Source organism: Halotia branconii CENA392, assembly GCF_029953635.1.
GTDB classification, from domain to species: Bacteria; Cyanobacteriota; Cyanobacteriia; order Cyanobacteriales; family Nostocaceae; genus Halotia; species Halotia branconii.
The window spans coordinates 6,461,751-6,481,228 of sequence record NZ_CP124543.1; the positions used below are offsets into that span (position 1 = coordinate 6,461,751).

18 protein-coding genes are annotated in these 19,478 nt (G+C 41.1%); 8 read left to right on the forward strand and 10 right to left on the reverse strand.

Features of this window, described 5'->3' with window-relative positions:
- Window positions 1–59: 59 nt before the first annotated feature.
- From QI031_RS28250 to QI031_RS28265, 4 genes are all read left to right on the forward strand, one after another.
- A complete protein-coding gene (locus tag QI031_RS28250) occupies window positions 60–2,627 on the forward strand; it encodes a CHAT domain-containing protein (protein WP_281482873.1) in 2,568 nt (855 codons plus the stop codon).
- Between the two features lie 188 nt (window positions 2,628–2,815).
- Window positions 2,816–3,730, forward strand: a complete 915-nt coding sequence (locus QI031_RS28255; RefSeq protein WP_281482874.1) for a DUF928 domain-containing protein — start codon at window positions 2,816–2,818, stop codon at window positions 3,728–3,730.
- 250 nt (window positions 3,731–3,980) lie between these two features.
- Window positions 3,981–6,758, forward strand: coding sequence for a CHASE2 domain-containing protein (locus QI031_RS28260; RefSeq protein ID WP_281482875.1), 2,778 nt, complete (start codon window positions 3,981–3,983; stop codon window positions 6,756–6,758).
- Window positions 6,755–8,056 (forward strand): sensor histidine kinase, encoded by a 1,302-nt coding sequence (locus QI031_RS28265; RefSeq protein WP_281482876.1) that lies wholly within the window; start codon window positions 6,755–6,757, stop codon window positions 8,054–8,056. The genes QI031_RS28260 and QI031_RS28265 overlap by 4 nt, the downstream gene beginning before the upstream one ends.
- A 359-nt stretch (window positions 8,057–8,415) precedes the next feature.
- Here the strand turns inward: QI031_RS28265 and QI031_RS28270 are convergent, their stop codons facing one another.
- The 5 genes from QI031_RS28270 to QI031_RS28290 form a co-directional block, all read right to left on the reverse strand.
- Window positions 8,416–8,622, reverse strand: coding sequence for a pentapeptide repeat-containing protein (locus QI031_RS28270; protein ID WP_281482877.1), 207 nt, complete (start codon window positions 8,620–8,622; stop codon window positions 8,416–8,418).
- A 172-nt stretch (window positions 8,623–8,794) separates the two neighbouring features.
- Entirely contained in the window at window positions 8,795–8,941 is a 147-nt protein-coding gene (locus QI031_RS31835) for a pentapeptide repeat-containing protein (protein WP_281482878.1), read from the reverse strand.
- Window positions 8,942–9,038: 97 nt separating this feature from the next.
- Window positions 9,039–9,500: a ferredoxin gene (locus tag QI031_RS28280; protein WP_281482879.1), complete on the reverse strand. Its 462-nt coding sequence runs from the start codon at window positions 9,498–9,500 to the stop codon at window positions 9,039–9,041.
- Window positions 9,500–9,886 (reverse strand): DUF1257 domain-containing protein, encoded by a 387-nt coding sequence (locus QI031_RS28285; protein ID WP_281482880.1) that lies wholly within the window; start codon window positions 9,884–9,886, stop codon window positions 9,500–9,502. Before QI031_RS28285 ends, QI031_RS28280 begins: the two co-directional genes overlap by 1 nt.
- A 38-nt stretch (window positions 9,887–9,924) precedes the next feature.
- On the reverse strand, window positions 9,925–10,134 hold the full coding sequence (locus QI031_RS28290; protein ID WP_281482881.1) for a DUF2997 domain-containing protein: 210 nt from the start codon (window positions 10,132–10,134) through the stop codon (window positions 9,925–9,927).
- A gap of 513 nt (window positions 10,135–10,647) precedes the next feature.
- On the opposite strand from QI031_RS28290, the gene QI031_RS28295 reads away from it, so the two are divergent.
- Window positions 10,648–10,893, forward strand: a complete 246-nt coding sequence (locus QI031_RS28295; protein WP_281482882.1) for a UPF0175 family protein — start codon at window positions 10,648–10,650, stop codon at window positions 10,891–10,893.
- A gap of 262 nt (window positions 10,894–11,155) precedes the next feature.
- Here QI031_RS28295 and QI031_RS28300 read toward each other — a convergent pair whose 3' ends face one another.
- The 3 genes from QI031_RS28300 to QI031_RS28310 all read right to left on the reverse strand — a co-directional run bounded on the left by QI031_RS28300 (window position 11,156) and on the right by QI031_RS28310 (window position 15,218).
- Window positions 11,156–11,920 (reverse strand): COP23 domain-containing protein, encoded by a 765-nt coding sequence (locus QI031_RS28300; protein ID WP_281482883.1) that lies wholly within the window; start codon window positions 11,918–11,920, stop codon window positions 11,156–11,158.
- Between the two features lie 71 nt (window positions 11,921–11,991).
- Complete coding sequence (locus QI031_RS28305; protein ID WP_281482884.1) at window positions 11,992–13,713, reverse strand: M48 family metalloprotease; 1,722 nt, start codon at window positions 13,711–13,713, stop codon at window positions 11,992–11,994.
- Between the two features lie 125 nt (window positions 13,714–13,838).
- A complete protein-coding gene (locus QI031_RS28310) occupies window positions 13,839–15,218 on the reverse strand; it encodes a sensor histidine kinase (protein ID WP_281482885.1) in 1,380 nt (459 codons plus the stop codon).
- A 142-nt stretch (window positions 15,219–15,360) separates the two neighbouring features.
- On the opposite strand from QI031_RS28310, the gene QI031_RS28315 reads away from it, so the two are divergent.
- Together QI031_RS28315 and QI031_RS28320 are read left to right on the forward strand one after the other, a co-directional pair.
- Window positions 15,361–16,053 carry a response regulator transcription factor gene (locus QI031_RS28315; RefSeq protein ID WP_281482886.1) on the forward strand — a complete coding sequence of 231 codons (693 nt, stop codon included), beginning with the start codon at window positions 15,361–15,363 and terminating at the stop codon, window positions 16,051–16,053.
- 158 nt (window positions 16,054–16,211) lie between these two features.
- A complete protein-coding gene (locus tag QI031_RS28320) occupies window positions 16,212–16,514 on the forward strand; it encodes a hypothetical protein (protein WP_281482887.1) in 303 nt (100 codons plus the stop codon).
- Window positions 16,515–16,698: 184 nt separating this feature from the next.
- Here QI031_RS28320 and QI031_RS28325 read toward each other — a convergent pair whose 3' ends face one another.
- Complete coding sequence (locus tag QI031_RS28325) at window positions 16,699–17,745, reverse strand: N-acetyltransferase DgcN family protein (RefSeq protein WP_281482888.1); 1,047 nt, start codon at window positions 17,743–17,745, stop codon at window positions 16,699–16,701.
- On the reverse strand, window positions 17,729–18,781 hold the full coding sequence (locus tag QI031_RS28330) for a dipeptide epimerase (protein WP_281482889.1): 1,053 nt from the start codon (window positions 18,779–18,781) through the stop codon (window positions 17,729–17,731). The genes QI031_RS28325 and QI031_RS28330 overlap by 17 nt, the downstream gene beginning before the upstream one ends.
- A gap of 108 nt (window positions 18,782–18,889) precedes the next feature.
- On the opposite strand from QI031_RS28330, the gene QI031_RS28335 reads away from it, so the two are divergent.
- On the forward strand, window positions 18,890–19,438 hold the full coding sequence (locus tag QI031_RS28335; RefSeq protein WP_281482890.1) for an NUDIX hydrolase: 549 nt from the start codon (window positions 18,890–18,892) through the stop codon (window positions 19,436–19,438).
- Window positions 19,439–19,478 lie beyond the last annotated feature (40 nt).

Here is a 19,478-nt window from a genome sequence, read left to right on the forward strand (position 1 = left end):
GCTGGGCAATATAAGTATATTGATTTACTCAGCACTTGTGGAGAGTATCAGTAAATTTTATGGCTTTCTCAATTAAACAAAATCGTTGGGCTTATCTGTGCTTAAGTATTTTGAGCTTATGTTTAGCAGTTACCATTACTCCTGCAAAAGCATCTGTGCAATTACTGGCAGCCTCTACCCCAAATGCACAACCATCAATTTCCCTAGTATCCTCCCAGCCTAATAACTGGTTAGAACAAGGAAGGAATCTCTATCATTCCGGACGCTTCGCAGAAGCGGTGATAGCTTGGCAAATGGCAGTACAAAAGTACCAAACTCAAGGCGATCGCACAAACGAAGCCCTCAGTTTAAGTTACCTCTCGTTGGCACAACAAGAACTCAATCAATGGGGCGCGGCTAGACAATCTATCGAACAAAGTGTAAAACTTTTGCAGATGGGTAAACCTTCTGTTGATGCTATCCTCTGGGCGCAAATACTGAATACTCAAGCGAATTTACAACTACACACTGGCAAAGCTGAAACCGCTTTAGAAAGTTGGCAACAAGCTCAAAAATATTATGAGCAAGCGGGCGACACAATAGGAAGCCTGGGTAGTCAAATCAACCAAGCACAAGCTTTACAAAGTTTGGGGTTCTACCGTCGCTCGAAACAGCAGTTGGAGACATTGACACAAAAGCTGGCAAAGATGCCGGATTCGGAAATCAAAGTCAGTGGTTTGCGATCGCTAGGTTTGGCTTTGCACGCGATCGGCGATACCCGAAGCCAGCAAGTTTTAGAACAAAGTTTAGCCACAGCTAACAAAATTGCTGCTAAAACTCAGTTAAGTTCGATTCTTTCCAGTTTGGGGAAAGTTGCCTCTGACTTTCACAATCCAGAAGCAGCATTAAATTACTTTGAAGATGCCGAAACAGTCGCTACAAACCCAAATGAAGCTTTACAAGCGCGTTTAGCTCATTTCAAATTATTAGTAGATTACGACAAACTAGAATATGCCATTCCCCTGGCATCTCCGTTAAAACAGCAATTATCGGAATTATCACCCAGTCATAGTTCCCTTGATGCAGCGATTAATTTTGTCGCCACTTTGAATCGCTTAGAAAACCCAGATCGAGTTTTACCAAGTAAGGATTTGGCACAACTGATGGCAGACACAGTTAAGTCTGCCGAAAAAATTCAGGATGGAACTGCCCAAGCTTATGCACTATATCAGTGGTCACAACTCTACCGTCGCACAAACCAGTGGTCTGAAGCACAGGAACTAGCTCAAAAATCGCTCAATATCGCCCGTCAACTCCAAGCTGACGATCTCATTGCTCAATCGGCATGGCTCTTAGGAAAGTTATATAAGCAACAGGGCGATCGCCAACAAGCGATTACAGCCTACACCGAAGCAGTTAAGTCATTAAAGGCACTGCGAGGGGATATGGTTGGTGTCAACCCTGACGTGCAATTTTCTTTCCGCGAAAGTGTGGAGCCTGTCTATCGAGAACTGGTGAGTTTACTTCTGGACAAGCAGCCAACCCAAGCTGCATTAACACAAGCACGGGAATTGATTGAATCACTACAAATTGCCGAACTCGATAACTTTTTCCGCGAAGCTTGTTTAGATAAAGCCCAGCAGATTGACCAAGTTGACCCCACAGCTACGGTTATTTATCCCATTGTCTTAAGCGATCGCTTAGGAGTAATTCTCTCCAAAGCCGGACAACCCCTGCGTTACTATGTCACTCAAAAATCTCAAGCTGAAATTGAGCAAACTTTAGATAATTTCTTAGTTGCTCTCAACCCAGTCTCAGACTCAACAGTTCGAGATCGTTTGTCCCGACAGATTTATGACTGGCTGATTCGTCCAGCAGAAACAGACCAAGCTTTCCAAGACACTCAGACATTGGTATTTGTTTTAGATGGTCGGTTACGGAACGTGCCAATGGCAGCTTTGTACGACGGTAATCAATATCTGATTGAAAAGTATGCGGTGGCGCTCTCACCAGGATTGCAATTGATGGCGGCGCGATCGCAAAACCATATTGATGCGATCGTCGGCGGTATCAGCCAATCTCGTAATGGCTTTAGTGCTTTGCCTGCTGTGGAATCAGAAGTAAAAGAAATTTCCCAAACAGTGTCATCTTCGATGTTACTCAACCAAAAATTCACCAGTCAAGCATTAGCCGATCGGGTCAAATCCGGTAGTGCCAATATTGTTCATTTAGCAACCCACGGACAGTTTAGCTCTCGTCTCGAAGATACTTTTTTACTGACATGGGATGGACAAGTAAATGTCAAGGAGTTGTCCGAACTCCTGAAAAATCGTAGTGGTAATTCATCAAAAGCGATCGAATTATTGGTACTAAGTGCCTGCGACACCGCAACTGGGGACGATCGCGCTGTTCTTGGATTAGCAGGCTTGGCTGTCAAATCCGGTGCGCGTTCCACCGTCGCCACACTTTGGCCAGTCAAAGATAAAGCAGCTCAAATGCTGATGACTCGCTTTTATGACCAATTACGGCGACCCAAAATTACCAAAGCTGAAGCATTACGACAAGCACAAATTAACCTAATTCGCCAAACTGATTTCCGCGACCCGTTCTTTTGGTCTGCCTTTGTTTTAGTTGGCAACTGGATTTAATTAAGTAATGTTTCTTAAAAAAATGCAACAAAAAAAACCAGTGTTTTATGGAATATCAGCCGTGATTCGGATATAAATAAGATCAGCCTTCCCATCTTTGAACGCCATTTACAAGTATTCCATGATTTTCTAGCACAGTGATATTTATGTATTTTTTATCACTGTTTTATAAGATGAGGTCAAACATTATGAAACTTCAACATCTAACTGCTGCATTGAGCGTCATCGCTCTAATTGCCAGCAATACATGGGCTAGTGCCTATGCAGTAACATTTACCCCACCTGCCAAAAATGGCGCTCCTAGCCAAGCAACTGGAGGAGCGTCTCGTGGCAATCTCTTTACTCCAGCCAAAGGCAATAGTGCGCCGAGGCAAGCCAGTGGTGGTGCTTCTCGTGGCAACCTCTTTACTCCAGCCAAAGGCAATAGTGCGCCGAGGCAAGCCAGTGGTGGTGCTTCTCGTGGCAACCTCTTTACTCCAGCCAAAGGCAACAGTGCGCCGAGACAAGCCAGTGGTGGTGCTTCCCGTGTTGGTACTTACTACTTGAATCCTTCGACTATAGCAGCAGGGCCAGCAGCGCTAATTGCACTCCTACCCCAAAGCTTCTACGGTACAACGGTGTCCGAGCGCCCGACAATTTTGGTATACCTTCCTGCTTCTAATGCAGACGAAGCCGTGTTCAGCCTCAAGGATGAAGCTGGCAATACACATTATCAAACAAACATTCCCGTTGCGGGAAAAACCGGAGCGATCGCGGTTAAATTACCAGCCGATGCACCCGCTTTAGCCATTGGTAAAAACTACCAGTGGTTCCTAGCATTGAAAGTGGACGGAACGCTAAGTCCAAGTACGCCCTACGTTGATGGTTGGATTCAGCGCATCCAACCTACTGCCGAATTGGCAACAGCCATACAGCAGAAAGATAGTCTCAAGCAAGCAGCAGCTTTTGGTGAAAACGGGGTGTGGTATGACTGTGTAGCAACATTAGCTGCATTACATACTGCCCAACCCAACAACGCAACTATCGTCAAGCAATGGGAAGAACTTCTTTCCTCAGTTGGCTTAAAGGATATTGCAACAGTCCCGTTAGTAGCATCTAATTAGGGACTAGGGACTGGGGACAGAATACAATAAATAATTTTCAATCCCCAATCCCCAATCTCAAATAAGTGTTATGGGACTTACGCAAAAACTCTCTCTAACCCTCTTTAGTTTGTGTCCTTTGTGTTCTTTGCGGTAGCCTGCGGCAAGCCGCTCCGCGTCTACGTTTTTTCATAATTTTGCGTAAGTCCTGTGTTAGTGGAGTCATGGCTGACGAATACTAATTACTATTATTTAAGCCTCTGACGAAATTATGTGGCGTAAATTCCAAGCTTTCATCCAACGCTCTCGCAGTATTTTGATTATTACTCCCAGTGTTGCTTTGACATTTATTGTCGGGCAGTCATTGGGACTTTTTAATTTGCCTGAATGGAAACTTCGTGATGAATGGATGCGACAGCGTTCCCAAAATACCATCGCTGACGAAATCGTAATTGTCACAATTGACGAACATGATATCCAATCAGTGGGGAAATGGCCGATTCCCGACTGGTCGCTAGCACAATTACTAGAAAAAATCACAGCGCAACAACCCCGCGCTATTGGTTTGGATCTTTATCGGGATTTACCCGAAGGCCAAGGATATGAGCAACTGATAAAAATCTTCCGCAACAGTGCCAATTTGATTGGCGTTGAGAAAATTACTGGGGAACGTGTCAATCCGCCACCAGAACTAAAGAAACTTGATCGCGTAGGATTAGCAGATTTAGTATTAGATGGCGATCGCCATGTACGTCGCGCTTTACTAACAGCAGTCGATGCCAAAGACGAAGGCCAGATTAAAGCAGGATTGGCAACTCTTGTAGCGCTTAAGTACCTAGAAACCACCAAGATAACCTTAGAATCAGTTGACGAAAAGCAACAGAAGTTTCAATTGGGTAATCAAATTTATCTACCACTCCAAAATCGAGAAGCAGGTTATACCGATGCAGATATCGGCGGCTATCAAATCATGCTTAATTGGTATGGTTCAGAGATGGCGTTTCGCACAGTTGCCATGCGAGATGTATTAGCAGGCAAAATTCCCGCAGACATGATGCGCGATCGCATGGTGTTTATTGGCTCTACTGCCGCTAGTACCAATGACTTCTTTAGTACACCCTTCAGTTCCTCCTTGATTTCTGCCCAAAAACCTACCCCTGGTGTTGTTATCCATGCCAATATTGCCCATCAACTAGTGCAAGGAGCAAAAACAGGGAAAGCAAACCTGCACGGTGTTTCTGGAATAGCTGTCTCCCTGTGGATTATTTTATGGTCTTTTATCGGTTCTGGTGGTAGTTGGTGGTTAGCGAGTGCGCGTAGTAAGTGGCAGATACCAGGCGGCAAAATTCTTTGGGCAACTGTCGGCATCAGTGGCGCATTTATGGTTGGTGGCTACGGGATGTTTTTATATGGCGTTTTGATTCCGGTGACACCTTCCTTAGCTGCATTTATCAGCAGCGTCATTGCCACAACCAATGCCTATAAACAGAGGAAGTTAGAACAAACAAATCAGCAACTAGAAATCGCTAATGGTCAACTCTTAGATTATTCCAAAACCCTAGAATTCAAAGTTGAAGAGCGAACTCATGAACTGTTGGAGGCCAAGCAAGCTGCTGATGCTGCCAACGAAGCCAAGAGCGAGTTTCTCGCCAACATGAGCCACGAATTACGCACGCCGCTCAATGGCATCCTTGGTTTTGCTCAGGTGTTGGAAGCATCGTCAAACCTGACAGACAAAAACCGTGAAGGAGTCCGCATTATCTACCAATGTGGGACACATCTGTTAATGCTGATTAATGATATTCTCGATCTTTCAAAAATTGAAGCGCGTAAATTAGAATTGATAGCTACTAATGTAAATCTGTCCGCTTTTTTGCATGGTGTCACCGAGATTTGCAGTATTCGAGCCGAACAGAAAAACGTTGGATTTAACGTGTTAATAGATGATCGCTTACCAGTTGCGATTCAGGTAGATGAAAAGCGTTTACGGCAAGTGTTGATCAACTTATTAGGCAACGCTATCAAATTTACAGATAACGGTAGCGTGACTTTCAAAGTAGATGTACTAGAAACTGAAGATAATAAACAGTCCTCAATCGCTAAGATTCGCTTTCAGATAGAAGATACAGGTATTGGGATGTCACCAGACCAATTAGAGAAAATCTTTTTAGCCTTTGAACAAGTAGGTGAGGCCGGACGAAAATCTGAAGGTACTGGCTTGGGACTAGCAATCAGTCAAAGAATTGCCACATTGATGAGCAGCCAAATTCAGGTGCAGAGCTGCTTAGGTGAAGGAAGTCTATTTTGGCTAGACTTAACCGTACCAGTACCAGTATCCCATGACTGGCATATAGAAACCATTGCCTCAACCCATCAAAAAGTTGCTGCCATTCGCGGTAATGCGCCTCAAATTCTGATTGTCGATGACGATCGCAATCATCGTTCCGTGTTAACCAGTCTGCTACAAGAAATTGGCTGTCAAACTTTGGAAGCAAGCGACGGCAAACATGGGCTACAGATGGCAACTGAACATCAACCGAATGTGATTTTAGTTGATTTAGCTATGCCTAATATGGATGGTTTTGAGTTAATGGTTCACTTACAAGAAAATTCCCAAACTCGTGCTATTCCGATTATTGTCTCTAGTGCCAGCGTATTTGAAGAAAATCGGCAACGGAGTTTGCAAGCAGGAGCAACAGCATTCTTAGCTAAACCTTTCCAAATTGATGAACTATTCAATGCACTGCGAGCAGTGCTAAAAGTTGACTGGATATATACTCCTTCTCAACCTCAGCAATTATCAGCCAAGAATGAGCGAGTAGCTCGTAATGAATTAATTTTGCCATCTCCGGAAATTTTACAACAACTCTATCATCTAGCAATGATGGGAGATATTCCGGCGATAGATGGAATGCTCAAAGAGCTAATTAAGCAAGACACTCAGTTAACTTTTTTCGCAACTGAGTTAAGCAAACTCACTGTTAACTTCCAAACTGCCAAAATTCGTAAATTTCTCAAATCATTTATAAAAACGGAGTCACATTCATGATGACCGAATCTGTTTTACAGACAATGCATATTTTATTGGTAGACGATAATCCAAATAATCTGAAGGTGCTATCTGAAGCGATTCAAGGATGTGGCTGGAAAGCACTTATGGCAACGGATGGAGAATCCGCGATCGAACAAATAGAATACGCCCATCCCGATCTGATTCTCCTTGATGTGATGATGCCCGGTCTGGATGGATTTGAAACTTGCCGCCGATTAAAAGCCAATGCCATCACTCAGAATATCCCAATTATTTTTATGACTGCTTTATCTGATGCCACAGAAAAAGTCAAAGGACTGGAAATTGGTGCAGTTGACTACATTACCAAACCCTTCCAACAAGAAGAAGTTATTGCTCGATTAAAGTTACACCTAAAAATTTCTCATCTCACCCGTACCCTAGAACAAAGAGTACAAGAACGTACCGCAGAATTAAGCCAATCTCTGCAAAAGTTACAACAAACCCAATTACAACTAATCCAAAGTGAGAAAATGTCCACCCTTGGACAACTTGTTGCAGGTATTGGTCATGAGATTAATAACCCAATCGGTTTTATTAGTGGCAATTGCTCTCATATTCAGGAATATGTAAACGATCTCTTGCGTTTAATAAATTTGCAACAGCAAAAATTACCAGATCCAGATCCAGAAATTGCAGAACTTGTTGAAGAAATTGACTTAGATTATCTGGCTGAGGATTTACCAAAACTTCTTTTATCAATGCAGCAGGGAATTGGTCGCCTCAAGGATATCAGTCTTTCTTTGAGAACTTTTGCTAGATCTGATATTTCATCTAAGGTGGAGTTTCAAATTCATGAAGGCATCAATAGTACCTTAATGTTATTAAAACATCGACTCAAAGACCAAGGCGATCGCCCAAAAATTGAAGTCATCACACAATACAGTGAGCTACCGCCAATTACTTGCTATCCTGGCCAACTCAACCAGGTATTTATGAATATTATTGCCAATGCTATCGATGCATTTGATGACTTGCATCAAAATTCTTTAGATCAAGAAAAAGGTGATTGCCAAAACACTATCACTATTACTACATCATGCGATCGTCAGCAACAAACTGTTTCAATTTGTATTGAAGATAATGCTCTTGGTATGCCTCCTGAAGTGCAAACGAAAATCTTTGAGCCATCTTTTACAACTAAGCCTGTGGGTAAAGGAACTGGTTTAGGATTAGCTATTAGCTATCAAATTATTGTCGATAAACACAATGGACTAATCAACTGCTTGTCAACCTCTAGTCAGGGAACAAAGTTTATTATTACTCTGCCCATTTAGTTTTAACTTACATTCCGCAGGTAAATGAAGAGATTGATGGTATTTTTTATTCATGACACCATCAGCATCACAAATAATAGTACAAGATTTAAAGGGGCGACAATAGCCTCTAAACCCAGCCAGATAAAGGTTTTGGATGTACAGACCCCTGGAAAAAACTGGGTGCTTATTGAGAATTAACTGGATGAGGGTAGTAGAATTTTCTGTGGAGAGCGGTTTTGTGGTCAAAAATAACGGTCTCGTAATTTGACTAAGACCGTCGAAATAATGCTGGCATCATTCTATCAAAACTTCTTAGAAAAATACCTAAATAAAGCACAGTTAATCACCTTGAAGATGTTGGTGTGGTTGCTACAAAATCAGAAACAGGTCAGGATAGGTTTATATGGTAAGCCAGCGCGTTGGGCGGCTCTGGATAAGTCTGCGTCTTGTAAGTTGGCTCCGCTCAAATCTGCGCCGATGAAGCTAGCATCTGTTAGGTTTGCATTACACAAATTTAGACCTCGTAGCGATAAACCATCAAAGTTTCTGTCTTGTTCTAGTATTGCGCCAAGGGAACTTTGCATAGTAATAAGCTGGGCGGGATTATTATTAGTTGCTTCTTTACTCCCCCTGCTCCCCCTGCTTCCCCTGCCTGCCTCCACCTGTCATTTTTGGGTTGACAGACCACTAGCCTTGTAGTTACCAACTCTTGAACTACTAATTTTTCTAAATAAGTTGTCTCAACCAGAGCCAGATTCAGTTTTTGAGCTTGAAACAACAGGTATGCGTCAAGTTAGCTTGTCTCAAATCTGTGCTTTTAAGTTCGGCTTTTTGAAAATTCGCATCTGTTAAATTGGCATGACGAAAACTAGTGCCACCTCTTTGTGTGACAAAAGCTGCCATCTGTTACAACAAAGTAAATTAGCTAATAGCCCAATAATAAAAATCAAGGACTGATAAAACAAGCCCTTGATTTTACTAAATTATTTAATTTTGTTATTTAATAACGGGATTTTTTGGTTTTTAACTTTTGCTTTTTACGCCGCTTTTCGGCAGTAGAAACTGCTTGTTCTACCGGATAACCTACAACAGGAATTACCTGATATTTGCGCTCTTCTTCTAATTTTTTCAGTTCCGTGTAATCAACCCAATGAATGCAATCAACGGGACAAGTGTCTATTGCTTCTTGGATTACTTCCTCTGCGTCCCCATCTTGGCGAACCACGCGCGATCGCCCATAATCTGCTTCAATGTAGAAAGTGTTACGCGCAACATGGGCGCAGTGCTTACAACCAATACAGGTGATTTCATCTACATAAACACCTTTTTGACGTAGCATACCGCCCAATTCCGGTTCTAAACCAGAACGTTCTGGGTCATCCCGCAAACGACCACCTAATTCTGGCTCTAAACCGGAACGGTTATCTTCTTGTTCTTCCGGCGACGGCATAAAATCAGCCATTACGCACTCCAGCGTTGTACTACCAAACGAATCGAACCATCTGCATTTTTTTGTTGTTCAGTGACTTGAAAACCAACATGAGTGGTTTCTTTCACAACTGCTTCGTAAGCGTAGCGCTGTGTTACTTGGCGTAAAAATCCATCTACAGACAGATTTTGTTGCCAGTATTGCAAATCAGCCACCAGTTCGTATTCTTTGCCATTCCATCTAAAGCCGATGTCGTAGCCGTTTTCCTGCTCAATGGTCACTTCGGCAGGATGGGTTTGACCCCGATAGCCACGTACTTCACGCGGCCCAGGTTTCCAGTCGATGCCCAATTCAGTCAGTGCATCTTTCAAAGAATCAAGGTTACGGATTTGAGTCTTAATTTGGCTAAAATGTGACATGGTGGTTGTGAATTAATGACACTAAACTATTGAAAAACTTACCAATCACTGTAAGTGGCTTGCGTATTTGCCACACTGGATTGCTGTACCTGAACGGTAAAAAATTCTGAGGTTGGCTCATGAGTGAGTACTTGCCCTAGCTGTGCTTCTATTGCTGCTGTAACCTCAGCGCAAGAAGCACCTATAATGCCGGTGACTTTCTCTTGTACCCGACCGTCTGGATAAATTATGAACTCTAATGTCTCCATGTTGTTGGCCAACCACGATAGTACGCTTGAATTGTACTGCCTTAGCAGCAAGCTAAAAATATAGCCTTTGGAACATTTTTACTTAGATGCTAACTTGGCATTTGTTAATTAATGTTCCATCTCTCGAAATATATATCTCAGAAACTTTACAAAACTTATTATTTTTTTAAGTACTCACATCTGTCATTAGTTAGTCTCTCTTAACCTTATCAATTAGTCAAGGTCGCAATTAACCTGACAAAGTCAGTAGTAACAGTTCTTAAAAAAAGCGTTGTATAGCAATGGGAGATACAAAAGCCCTAAGCTGACTGAAAAACTCTATTATTATTGAGTTTATCCTAATTTTATTCAGAGTTTCCAATAAAGTAGTTATGAGTAGCTGAGATTACTCACACTGTAAACTTATATCAAATATTAGAGGCGATCGCGCTCGACACTAAAATAGGCGACTCCCTGGTGAACTTTGCTAGACGTAAACCATTTAGAATAATAGTGATAGAAACGATTGTAACTATGAGCGTCGTCATTCCTCATGAAATATTAACCACAACTCGCATGACCGAAGATGAAATGAAGCGGGAAATTGCGGTGATGCTCTTTGAAAAAGAAAAGTTAACTCTTGGTCAAGCAAGTCGGTTTGCCGATATGAATCGGATAGCATTTCAGCATCTACTTGCAAGTCGTCAAATCCCCATGCATTATGGAATAGAGGATTTTGAACAAGACATCAATAACTTGCGCCAAATGGGTAGACTGTGATCATTGTAAGTTGTTAGATGATCTGATTAACAAAGCAGGATTCTGGGTTGCTGAACCTTTGTACAAAAGTGTTTTACAGCTTGTTGATGAAGACGACTCAATTTAGTCTGCGATCGCACTCGATACTACAATTTCTGTCAGTAGAGTTCGTCCAATTAAATAGGGTGGGACATTTGCCCACCCTAAAGTAAATTTGTATTTAAAAGAGTTATATCTGCTAAATTTGGCGAAATCGCTTACATCTGTGGAAATAACTGAGAATTTAGCGGAAGTTACCAGGGTTAAGGCGGGTAGGAACTCTATTAGGAACTTTCTTTCGCAAGCTACCGCCATCTTGAGGATCGAGGTAAGGTTTAAGATTAATCCCACTTCTAGATGATGTAGCGCGATTATTGCCACTACCCAAAAGTGTGCGACCTAAGTTGTATAATTCGTCTACTCCTCCCTTACCACCATTTCTATAAGTATTAACGGCTATGGTCTGTTGTCCGTTATCAGCAGAAACTAAGTTTTGGAAAACGCTATTACGTACAACATAAGCGTCCTTACCACGGGGTACTGTCAAGACAAGCCGACAGGAAGGATCAGCCTCAGTTGTGACGCAGACAACATTCTCGTTATTCAATACGCCTGTTTGAAGTTCTTGTAAGCCATCTGGGCGATATGATTCTAAACGACTAGCAATTGTTTCACAGCGTTTTAGTGGGTCCCAGCCACCACCTAAAGCCGCAGGAGTCGCCCAAGGAAAGTATTGTCCTGGTTGACTTTGGGGCTGATACATGACGGTATATTGACCGTTGTAAGATTGACAGAAAAACCGAGTACCGCTGTTAACGTTGGGTGAAGTGGATGGGTTTGTGGAAGTATCTATGGGTATTGATGTGCCTGTTGATGAACCTGATGGTACAGTTGGTACAACAACACCATCGCTACTAGAGTCATATTGGGCAAAAGCTACAGAGTTACCCAAAGATAGGGATAAACCAAGACAGCTTAAGGACACAAACTTCAGCAGTTGTGATGACATAAATTTTCTCCAGCGGAAATGCGGTAGGGAATTGATACTTTCATTGACGAATTATTTTAGGTTTTGATTCATCAAGAATCCTGCTTTTTTTCCTCTCGTTCTTTCTTTTCTTTGAGTAGCTGTTTTACTCTAGCTTTAATCTCTGCATGATGGGCTACTCCTTCATAAGCGTAGCGGTTGTAGCCACCACGAGTAATGAGATTTTCTATATAACTAACTCGTTCATTACCGCCTGGGTGAGAAGACAACCAAGTAGGAGGAGAATATTTTTTTTGTTTTTCTAGTGTCACCATTAAGTTACGCAAGCCATCAGCAGCATAGCCACTAGCAACAATTAAGCGAGTGCCGAGGGTATCTGCTTGACGTTCCATATCACGGCTGTAACTTAATCCGAAAAGTTGACCAACAGTACCACCTAGGGGGAGATACTGGGTAACGTTAGAGATGAGGTTCCCTTGAGTAACTAATTGAAAACCGTGGGATAAAACCACATGAGATAATTCATGACCAATTAACCCAGCTAATTCTGCTTCTGAATTAGCTTTAGCGATCGCACCTGCATTAATAAAGACTTTACCTCCAGGCAAAGCAAAGGCGTTAAGATCTTCTTCTGGAATCACGAAAAATTCGTATTTAAATTCATCCCGTCCTGCTACTTTCGCCAATTTTTGCCCGATTTCATTGACGTATCCGACAATTTGGTCGTCTATAATTACTTCTAACTGTTTTTTTGCTTGCTTTGCTACCGACTCACCGACAGATTCTTCACCTTGTAGCAGCAAAATAGTAGAGTCAAGGGCAGAAAACGGCCCCAAAAGGCTGCCAGTCACGGCATAACCTAATGCACCTGTGATAATGTTAGCGAGAGCATTACCTCTAATTTCTTCTCGGACGTGGGATTTGTAGCGTTTGAGATTTGTTTGGGCTAAATTTGTAAACTCAGGTGCTTGTGGGTCTTTAGGATTGAGAATAGCAAACTGACGCGCCGCTAAAGAAGCTTCCATCCATTTTTTCGCCTCAGCTAAAGCTGTGACTCTAGCTTTAATCAATTCTGGCTGATTAGGATATAGAGAAGTTGCCCGTTCTAATACTTCTAATGCTTCCTTGGGGCGATTATATTGTTTGAGTACTTCCGCATAGCGAATATTACCAGGAATAAATTCTGGATATTGGTCAACTAATAATTGTAATGGTACTAAAGTTCGAGTTTGCAGTTTAGTCGCAATTCCCGCTTCTGCTTCCCGCCAATAAACTTTACCTGCTGGGGATAGTTGTGCTGGATCAAGTATTGCTGCTTTGCGCGCTGGAGGCGGAATTATTTTTGTAAAGGGTCTTTTGGCTTCTCGATATAGTTTTTCTGCTTCTGCAATTTGTCCTGCTAAATAAAGCTTATCTGCTTCTATCAGTTTTAGCTGACGGGTGATTTCTTCAGGAGTAAGTGTAGGTTCTTGTGCCGAATCTGATTTTTCAGAATCAGTGGCTTCGGGAGTAGGTGTAGGTTGGTTGGGATCTGTTGTGGCTTCGGGACTGGGAGTTACCGTTGCTTCTGGGGTAGGCGTAGGTTGGTTGGGATCTGTTGTGGCTTCTGGGGTGGATGAACGTTGCAGCGCATCTTGTAGCTTTTCTGCTGGGGTTTCCAGATTGGGTGTGCTTGGAGTTTCAATAGTGCTAGAGGCAGGTTCTTGTGCTGGAACGGGTGCGATCGGTTGTGTCAAGATAATTAAAATCGTTGTACCAACTGAAAGCAATAACCAACTCAAGGCTAGCAGCAGAGACTTCTTGGTTCGTTTCATGCTGAAATATACCTATACAAAAGGCTCTTTTCTTAAATGTAGGAGCGATCGCCCCTATCCGCCTAGGGTAGTTTGATAAACTTCTTACGAAACTTAAAGGGGAGACAAAAAACTTTAAACAGTCGCTATATTTTTTGAGGAATTTTGACAGTAAATGTGGTTCCAACTCCTGCTTCACTATTTACAGCAATTTCTCCTTGATGACGTTCTACACATTTTTTGACAACTGTCAATCCCAGTCCAGTCCCAACGATATTTTCAACATTTTGACTCCGATAAAAAGGCTCATATATTTTTTCTTGTTCTCCTAGCGGAATACCTATTCCTTCATCTATCACCTGGAAAATTATCGCTTTTTGTTCAAAGCTCAAAGTTAAGTAGATTTTTCCGCCATCAAATGAGTATTTAATGGCATTTAATAGCAAGTTGCTTAGTATACAATATAAAAGTTTGTCATCTAAATTTGCACGAAAATATTGCCCATCACTCATAAATTTGATCAAATGTTGATTTGTGTCAAATAATTGCACTTCTTCTATCAAATTTAAACAAAAGTTTTCTACATTTATAGTTTGGGGTTTATAATCTAACTGATCTGCTTCTGCTCTAGTTAAAGTTAATATATCTGTTAATAGATGATTCATTAACTTAGCTGAAGATTGAATCCGAGAAAGATTTTTTAGTTGTGTTTCATCCACTAATTCTTGCAGAATCTCTCGTAATAATTGTGATGAAAGCAAAATCACACTTAAAGGTGTACGAAATTCATGAGAAATCATAGAAAATAGACGCAACTTCAGTTCACCTAATTCTTTTTCTTGAGCAAGAGAAAACTCTAAAATTTCAATTTTTTCACGTTGTATCCACTGACGCTCAAGTATTACACATAAACTAGAAATTACAAAAAGACTTAAAATTGTTCCCAATATTTCTATTAAAATTCTTAAATAAATACTATATTTAGATTGCTGTAGAGAACTTTGTAAATAACTTTGTTCTTCAACTTTAATATCTGCCATCACAGGCAAAATATTTTCCCGAACTTTAACACTGCGATCTGTAATATTGTTTTGCAGTTGTAATTGTGTTTGATCTTTTTGATAAAGTTGTATTGATTGCTCCAAAAGAGCTAGCCTCTGATTAACTAATGTATCCAATTGTGTGAATCGCTGTTCCTGAGTCAAACTAGGATGTATCTGATTTTTTAACAGCTTTAATTCAGATTGCATATTGATGATTTCATTTTGATAACGCTTGAGATCTTGTTTATTGCCTAAAAAGATATACCCTCGTCGTGCTGATTCTGCAACTGTCATTGCCGCATAAAAATTCGTTAAAGTATTGAGAGTTTGATAAGTGTACTGGACTTGATTAGCACTCTTTTGAATTTCACTTGTATTTTTAAATGAAGTAAAGGTAACTAATCCCATAAATAATAGAGTTAAACTAAATCCGATTACAATCCATTTTCTAGGAAAAGACCATTTTATCAATTGCTGAATCATAAATTTAGTGTAAAAATAATTTATTTTATGCTTACTTATTCTATAAAAAAGTAAAAAACTGGGCAGGATAATAGAAAGGTTGACATGATAAAGTTAAAGTCATGTCTTTGTACTTGTTTCCTGTTGAAAATATGGATAAATTATGCGAATTTTGGTAGTTGAAGATGACACTCAATTGGCAGAGGTATTAACAGAAGCTTTAAGCAGAAGGCAGTATGTAGTAGATGTTGCTAAAGATGGAGAAGCAGCCTGGAACTCAGCAGAGTCAATGAAATATGATTTGGTAGTGCTAGATGTGACATTACCAAAACTAGATGGTATCAGGTTTTGTCAACGCTTACGTACTACTGGAGCTAGTAATCCAGCACATCGCAACTGTGGCGCACCAGTGCTGATGTTAACAGCTCGTGATACTGTAGCTGATAAAATTTCTGGGTTGGATGCAGGAGCAGATGATTATGTGTCTAAGCCATTTGACTTAGAAGAGTTAATGGCTCGGATACGTGCTTTACTCAGGCGTGGTAGTTCGGCAACTACAGTGAGTTTATCTTGGGGAAAGTTACACTTAAATCCTAGTACTTATGAAGCTACTTACAACGATTTCCCTCTGTCATTAACTCCCAAAGAATATGCCATTTTAGAACTGCTGGTTGCCAATGGCAGAAGGGTATTAAGCCGTTCTAGTATTATTGAGCAAGTTTGGTCAGTAGACGATTCTCCAGTAGAAGAAACTGTGAGGTCTCACATTAGATGTCTTCGGCAAAAGCTGAGGGCTTTAGATGCGCCGGAAAATTTTATTGAAACAGTTCATGGACTAGGTTATCGCCTCAAATAGTCTGCTATTTCTGATACAGAAATTTATTCAAGTTGTTGTATCTGCACAATTTCTACACAATTTCTGCACAGTGATTGCATGTGTAGGTTATATCCTCTTGGTCAGATGTGTGAGGAAAGGCAAATATTTAAATCAAGGAACTAAGAGGGTAATTGGGGATGAAATGGAAATATTTATATCATGGTTGGCTGATTGAATTAATACCTTTGTCTCAGGGTTACGTATTTAAGTGTTGGATGCTAGATGAGCAAATAGGCATCAGTAATTACCATGTTTATCCTCAAATATGTGACGCTATTAGGGCAGCCAAAACAAGAGCGCAACTGGAATCTACAAGTTTGTCGCTGACGCGGTTTTTGGATACATCATACGAAAATCACTATCTTAGTTCTCAAGAACATCTGGCTTTGGTAAGTTCCATTTCCAACTTTACTATTTCAGCTAGTAAACCTAAAATTTAAGACTTTTAAATTTAGTAATGAATAACCAAGTTTTTTATTTATACAAAAATATAACTATTTCAACCCCAAGCGATCGCATCTGCAAATACTGTTTTAATCAAGTAGGGTCGAAACATTATGATCGCGGTAGTGGTAGGTAATAATTGACACTCCCTTTGCCTTATAAGCAACGGGAGAGTCAAACCTAATTCTTCATCACCGCATCTAACAGCACACCAGCATCAAAGCGTACCGGGTCAGTACAGGGTAGTCCGGTTTCTGCGGTTGTTTTGGCGATCGCTTCTTGAGCTGTAAACTCATCTAAATGAGCAGTATTTAGAGCTATACCTACCACAGGCACAATTCCAAAGGCTCCACCTGCACTAGCAACAGTCTCATAAAGCTGAATTACTTTTGGTAAAGTTGGTATTGGTACATGGGGATGATTGCGATTGTGAGTTTGTCCCGCCCGATGTGCTAACACTAGTTGGGTTGGTTGAGAACCACGGATGAGGGGTAAAGTTGCTGTGGAACCCGGATGTAATAGTGAACCTTGTCCTTCAATGTGCAAGATGTCATAGTTTTTGCCATAGCGCATCACTATTTGTTCTACAGCACCAGCGGCAAAGTCAACGCGCACGGCATCCAATGCCACACCATCACCTTCTAACATCACGCCAGTTTGACCTGTCGCCAAAAATTTAGAACGCCAGCCCCGCAATTTTGCAGCCCAATGTAACTCTAAACTAGTTGACATTTTACCAATGGCCATGTCGGTTCCTACAGTCAATACTCGGCGACAAGGCAAGGTGCGGGCGATGCCACTGGCAACATTTATATTAGAAGGTTCTTTGCGTACATCCCAAATTAATTGCCCAGATTTTAACAGTGCATTTAATTCCGGTATGTTTGCCATTGGTATATGTAAACCGTTTACCAAAGACATACCAGCTTCTAGAGCATTTTTAATTTCTAGCCAGTACTCATCAGGGACAGCACCACCACTTGGGGCAATGCCAATTACTAAGACTTCTGGTTTGTAATTTAGGGACTCTACTACAGATGCCACAATTGGCACATCACGCTTGATACCTGTTAATTTCGGTAAAGATTTGCCCGCAGATTCGCGATCAATTACGGCCACGATTGGCGCTTCACTATAACGTAAAATTGACAGCCCTGTTTTGCCATGAAGCCCAGTAACTCCTTCATGCAGCAAAATTGCTATTCGTTGATTAAGCGGCAGACGCACTGTGTTGTACCCCCAAACCTGGTAAATCGTTTGGTAAAACTTTTCCTTCTTGAATCAATGCACCCGTAAAGGGGTCATCGATTAAGTTAAGGTGACTATCTAAATCTAAATAATCAGCTAGTGGCGCTAGTTGTGCCGCTGCTGTATTCGCTAAGGTGCTGTCAGAATAACAGCCGAACATCACTTGTAAACCGTAGGCTCTTGCTGTGTGTACCATCCGCATGGCCTCGGTTAGTCCTCCCGATTTCATCAGTTTGATATTGATGCCATCTACATAGTTTGCCAGATCGGGAATATCAGCGCTAGTAAAGCAACTTTCATCAACAAATATCGGTAGGGGAGATTCTTCTTTGAGTTTTGCTAAACTCTGTTCTTGCCCCCTTGGTAATGGCTGTTCTACATACTTTATCCCTAAATCGACGAGCCAATTACACATCTCAATCGCATCTGCCAAACTCCAACCCCCATTTGCATCCACGAAACATTCTTGGTTTTTGGCTTCCTCTTGTACTGCTAATAGCATTTGGCGGTCGGCATCTATGCCTTCTGGACTGCCTAATTTGACCTTAAACAGACGCACATCAATAAATTGCAACCAGTCCCGCGCCCTTGCTCTGGCTCCTGCTGGTGAATTAATCCCAATTGTGACAGAAGTTGGTACTATGAGATGGCGATCAAGTCCCAAAATTTGCCACAGAGGTAAGCCTACACGTTTACCTAGCCAGTCATGCATTGCTATATCCAATGCTGCTCTCACAGAAGATGGAACCTGCTGTTTGATTAAAACTTGCTCAACTTGCTGGCGTTGCAAAGGACTGAATGCTTGCAAGACTGGCGCGAGTTGCTCTAAGCAGTTTTTGATTGTATCAGTGGATTGCGAATGATTGCCAACCCCAAATGGCGACGCTTCACCCCAGCCTTCGAGACCATCCTGCAAAATTCTCACCCATACATTCGTTGTCTGCGCCGTTGTACCGCGACTAATGGTCAAAGGAAATCGTTTGTTAACTGTAAATAGCTTGACTTCAACTTGCATAAGTCTGCTCCATCTTTGGTTAGAGCAAAAACAGTGTAAGTTCAAATTTTAGATGATCTGAGGTGTCTGTTATACTTTTTTACCATAATTCCATTCCTTAATTTATTTATGAACAACTTAAAAAAATGGAAAATATTACAATCAAAAATGGTATTAGATAACCGTTGGTGTCAAGTCAGACAAGATGAAATAGAATTACCAAATGGTCAAATTATAGATGACTTTTTTGTAATTGTTAGACCAGAAATTGCCTTAATTTTACCAATTACCAATCAACAAGAGATTGTTTTTGTACGTCAATATAGACATGGAGTTGGTGAGATTTTATTAGAACTACCAGCGGGAGGTTTTGATGCCAATAGAGAAGATGCAGCGATCGCAGCAGTAAGAGAATTGCAAGAAGAGACTGGTTATATTGCCCAAAAAGTAACTAAATTAGCTACTTTATACGATAATCCTGTCAAAGATACTAACAAAATACATTTATTTTTAGCAGAAAACGTGACCAAATCTGGAAACCAAAACCTAGATATTACAGAAGAAATTGAAATTGTATTAATTCCTATAGAATCAGTGTTAGATAAAATTGTTCAAGGTGAAATTTCTGTAACAGGAACTATCACAGCTCTATTTTTAGGTTTAAAATTTATTAATTAATGTCTATAACTTAAGCACACTCTATAAATTATTAGCTTTC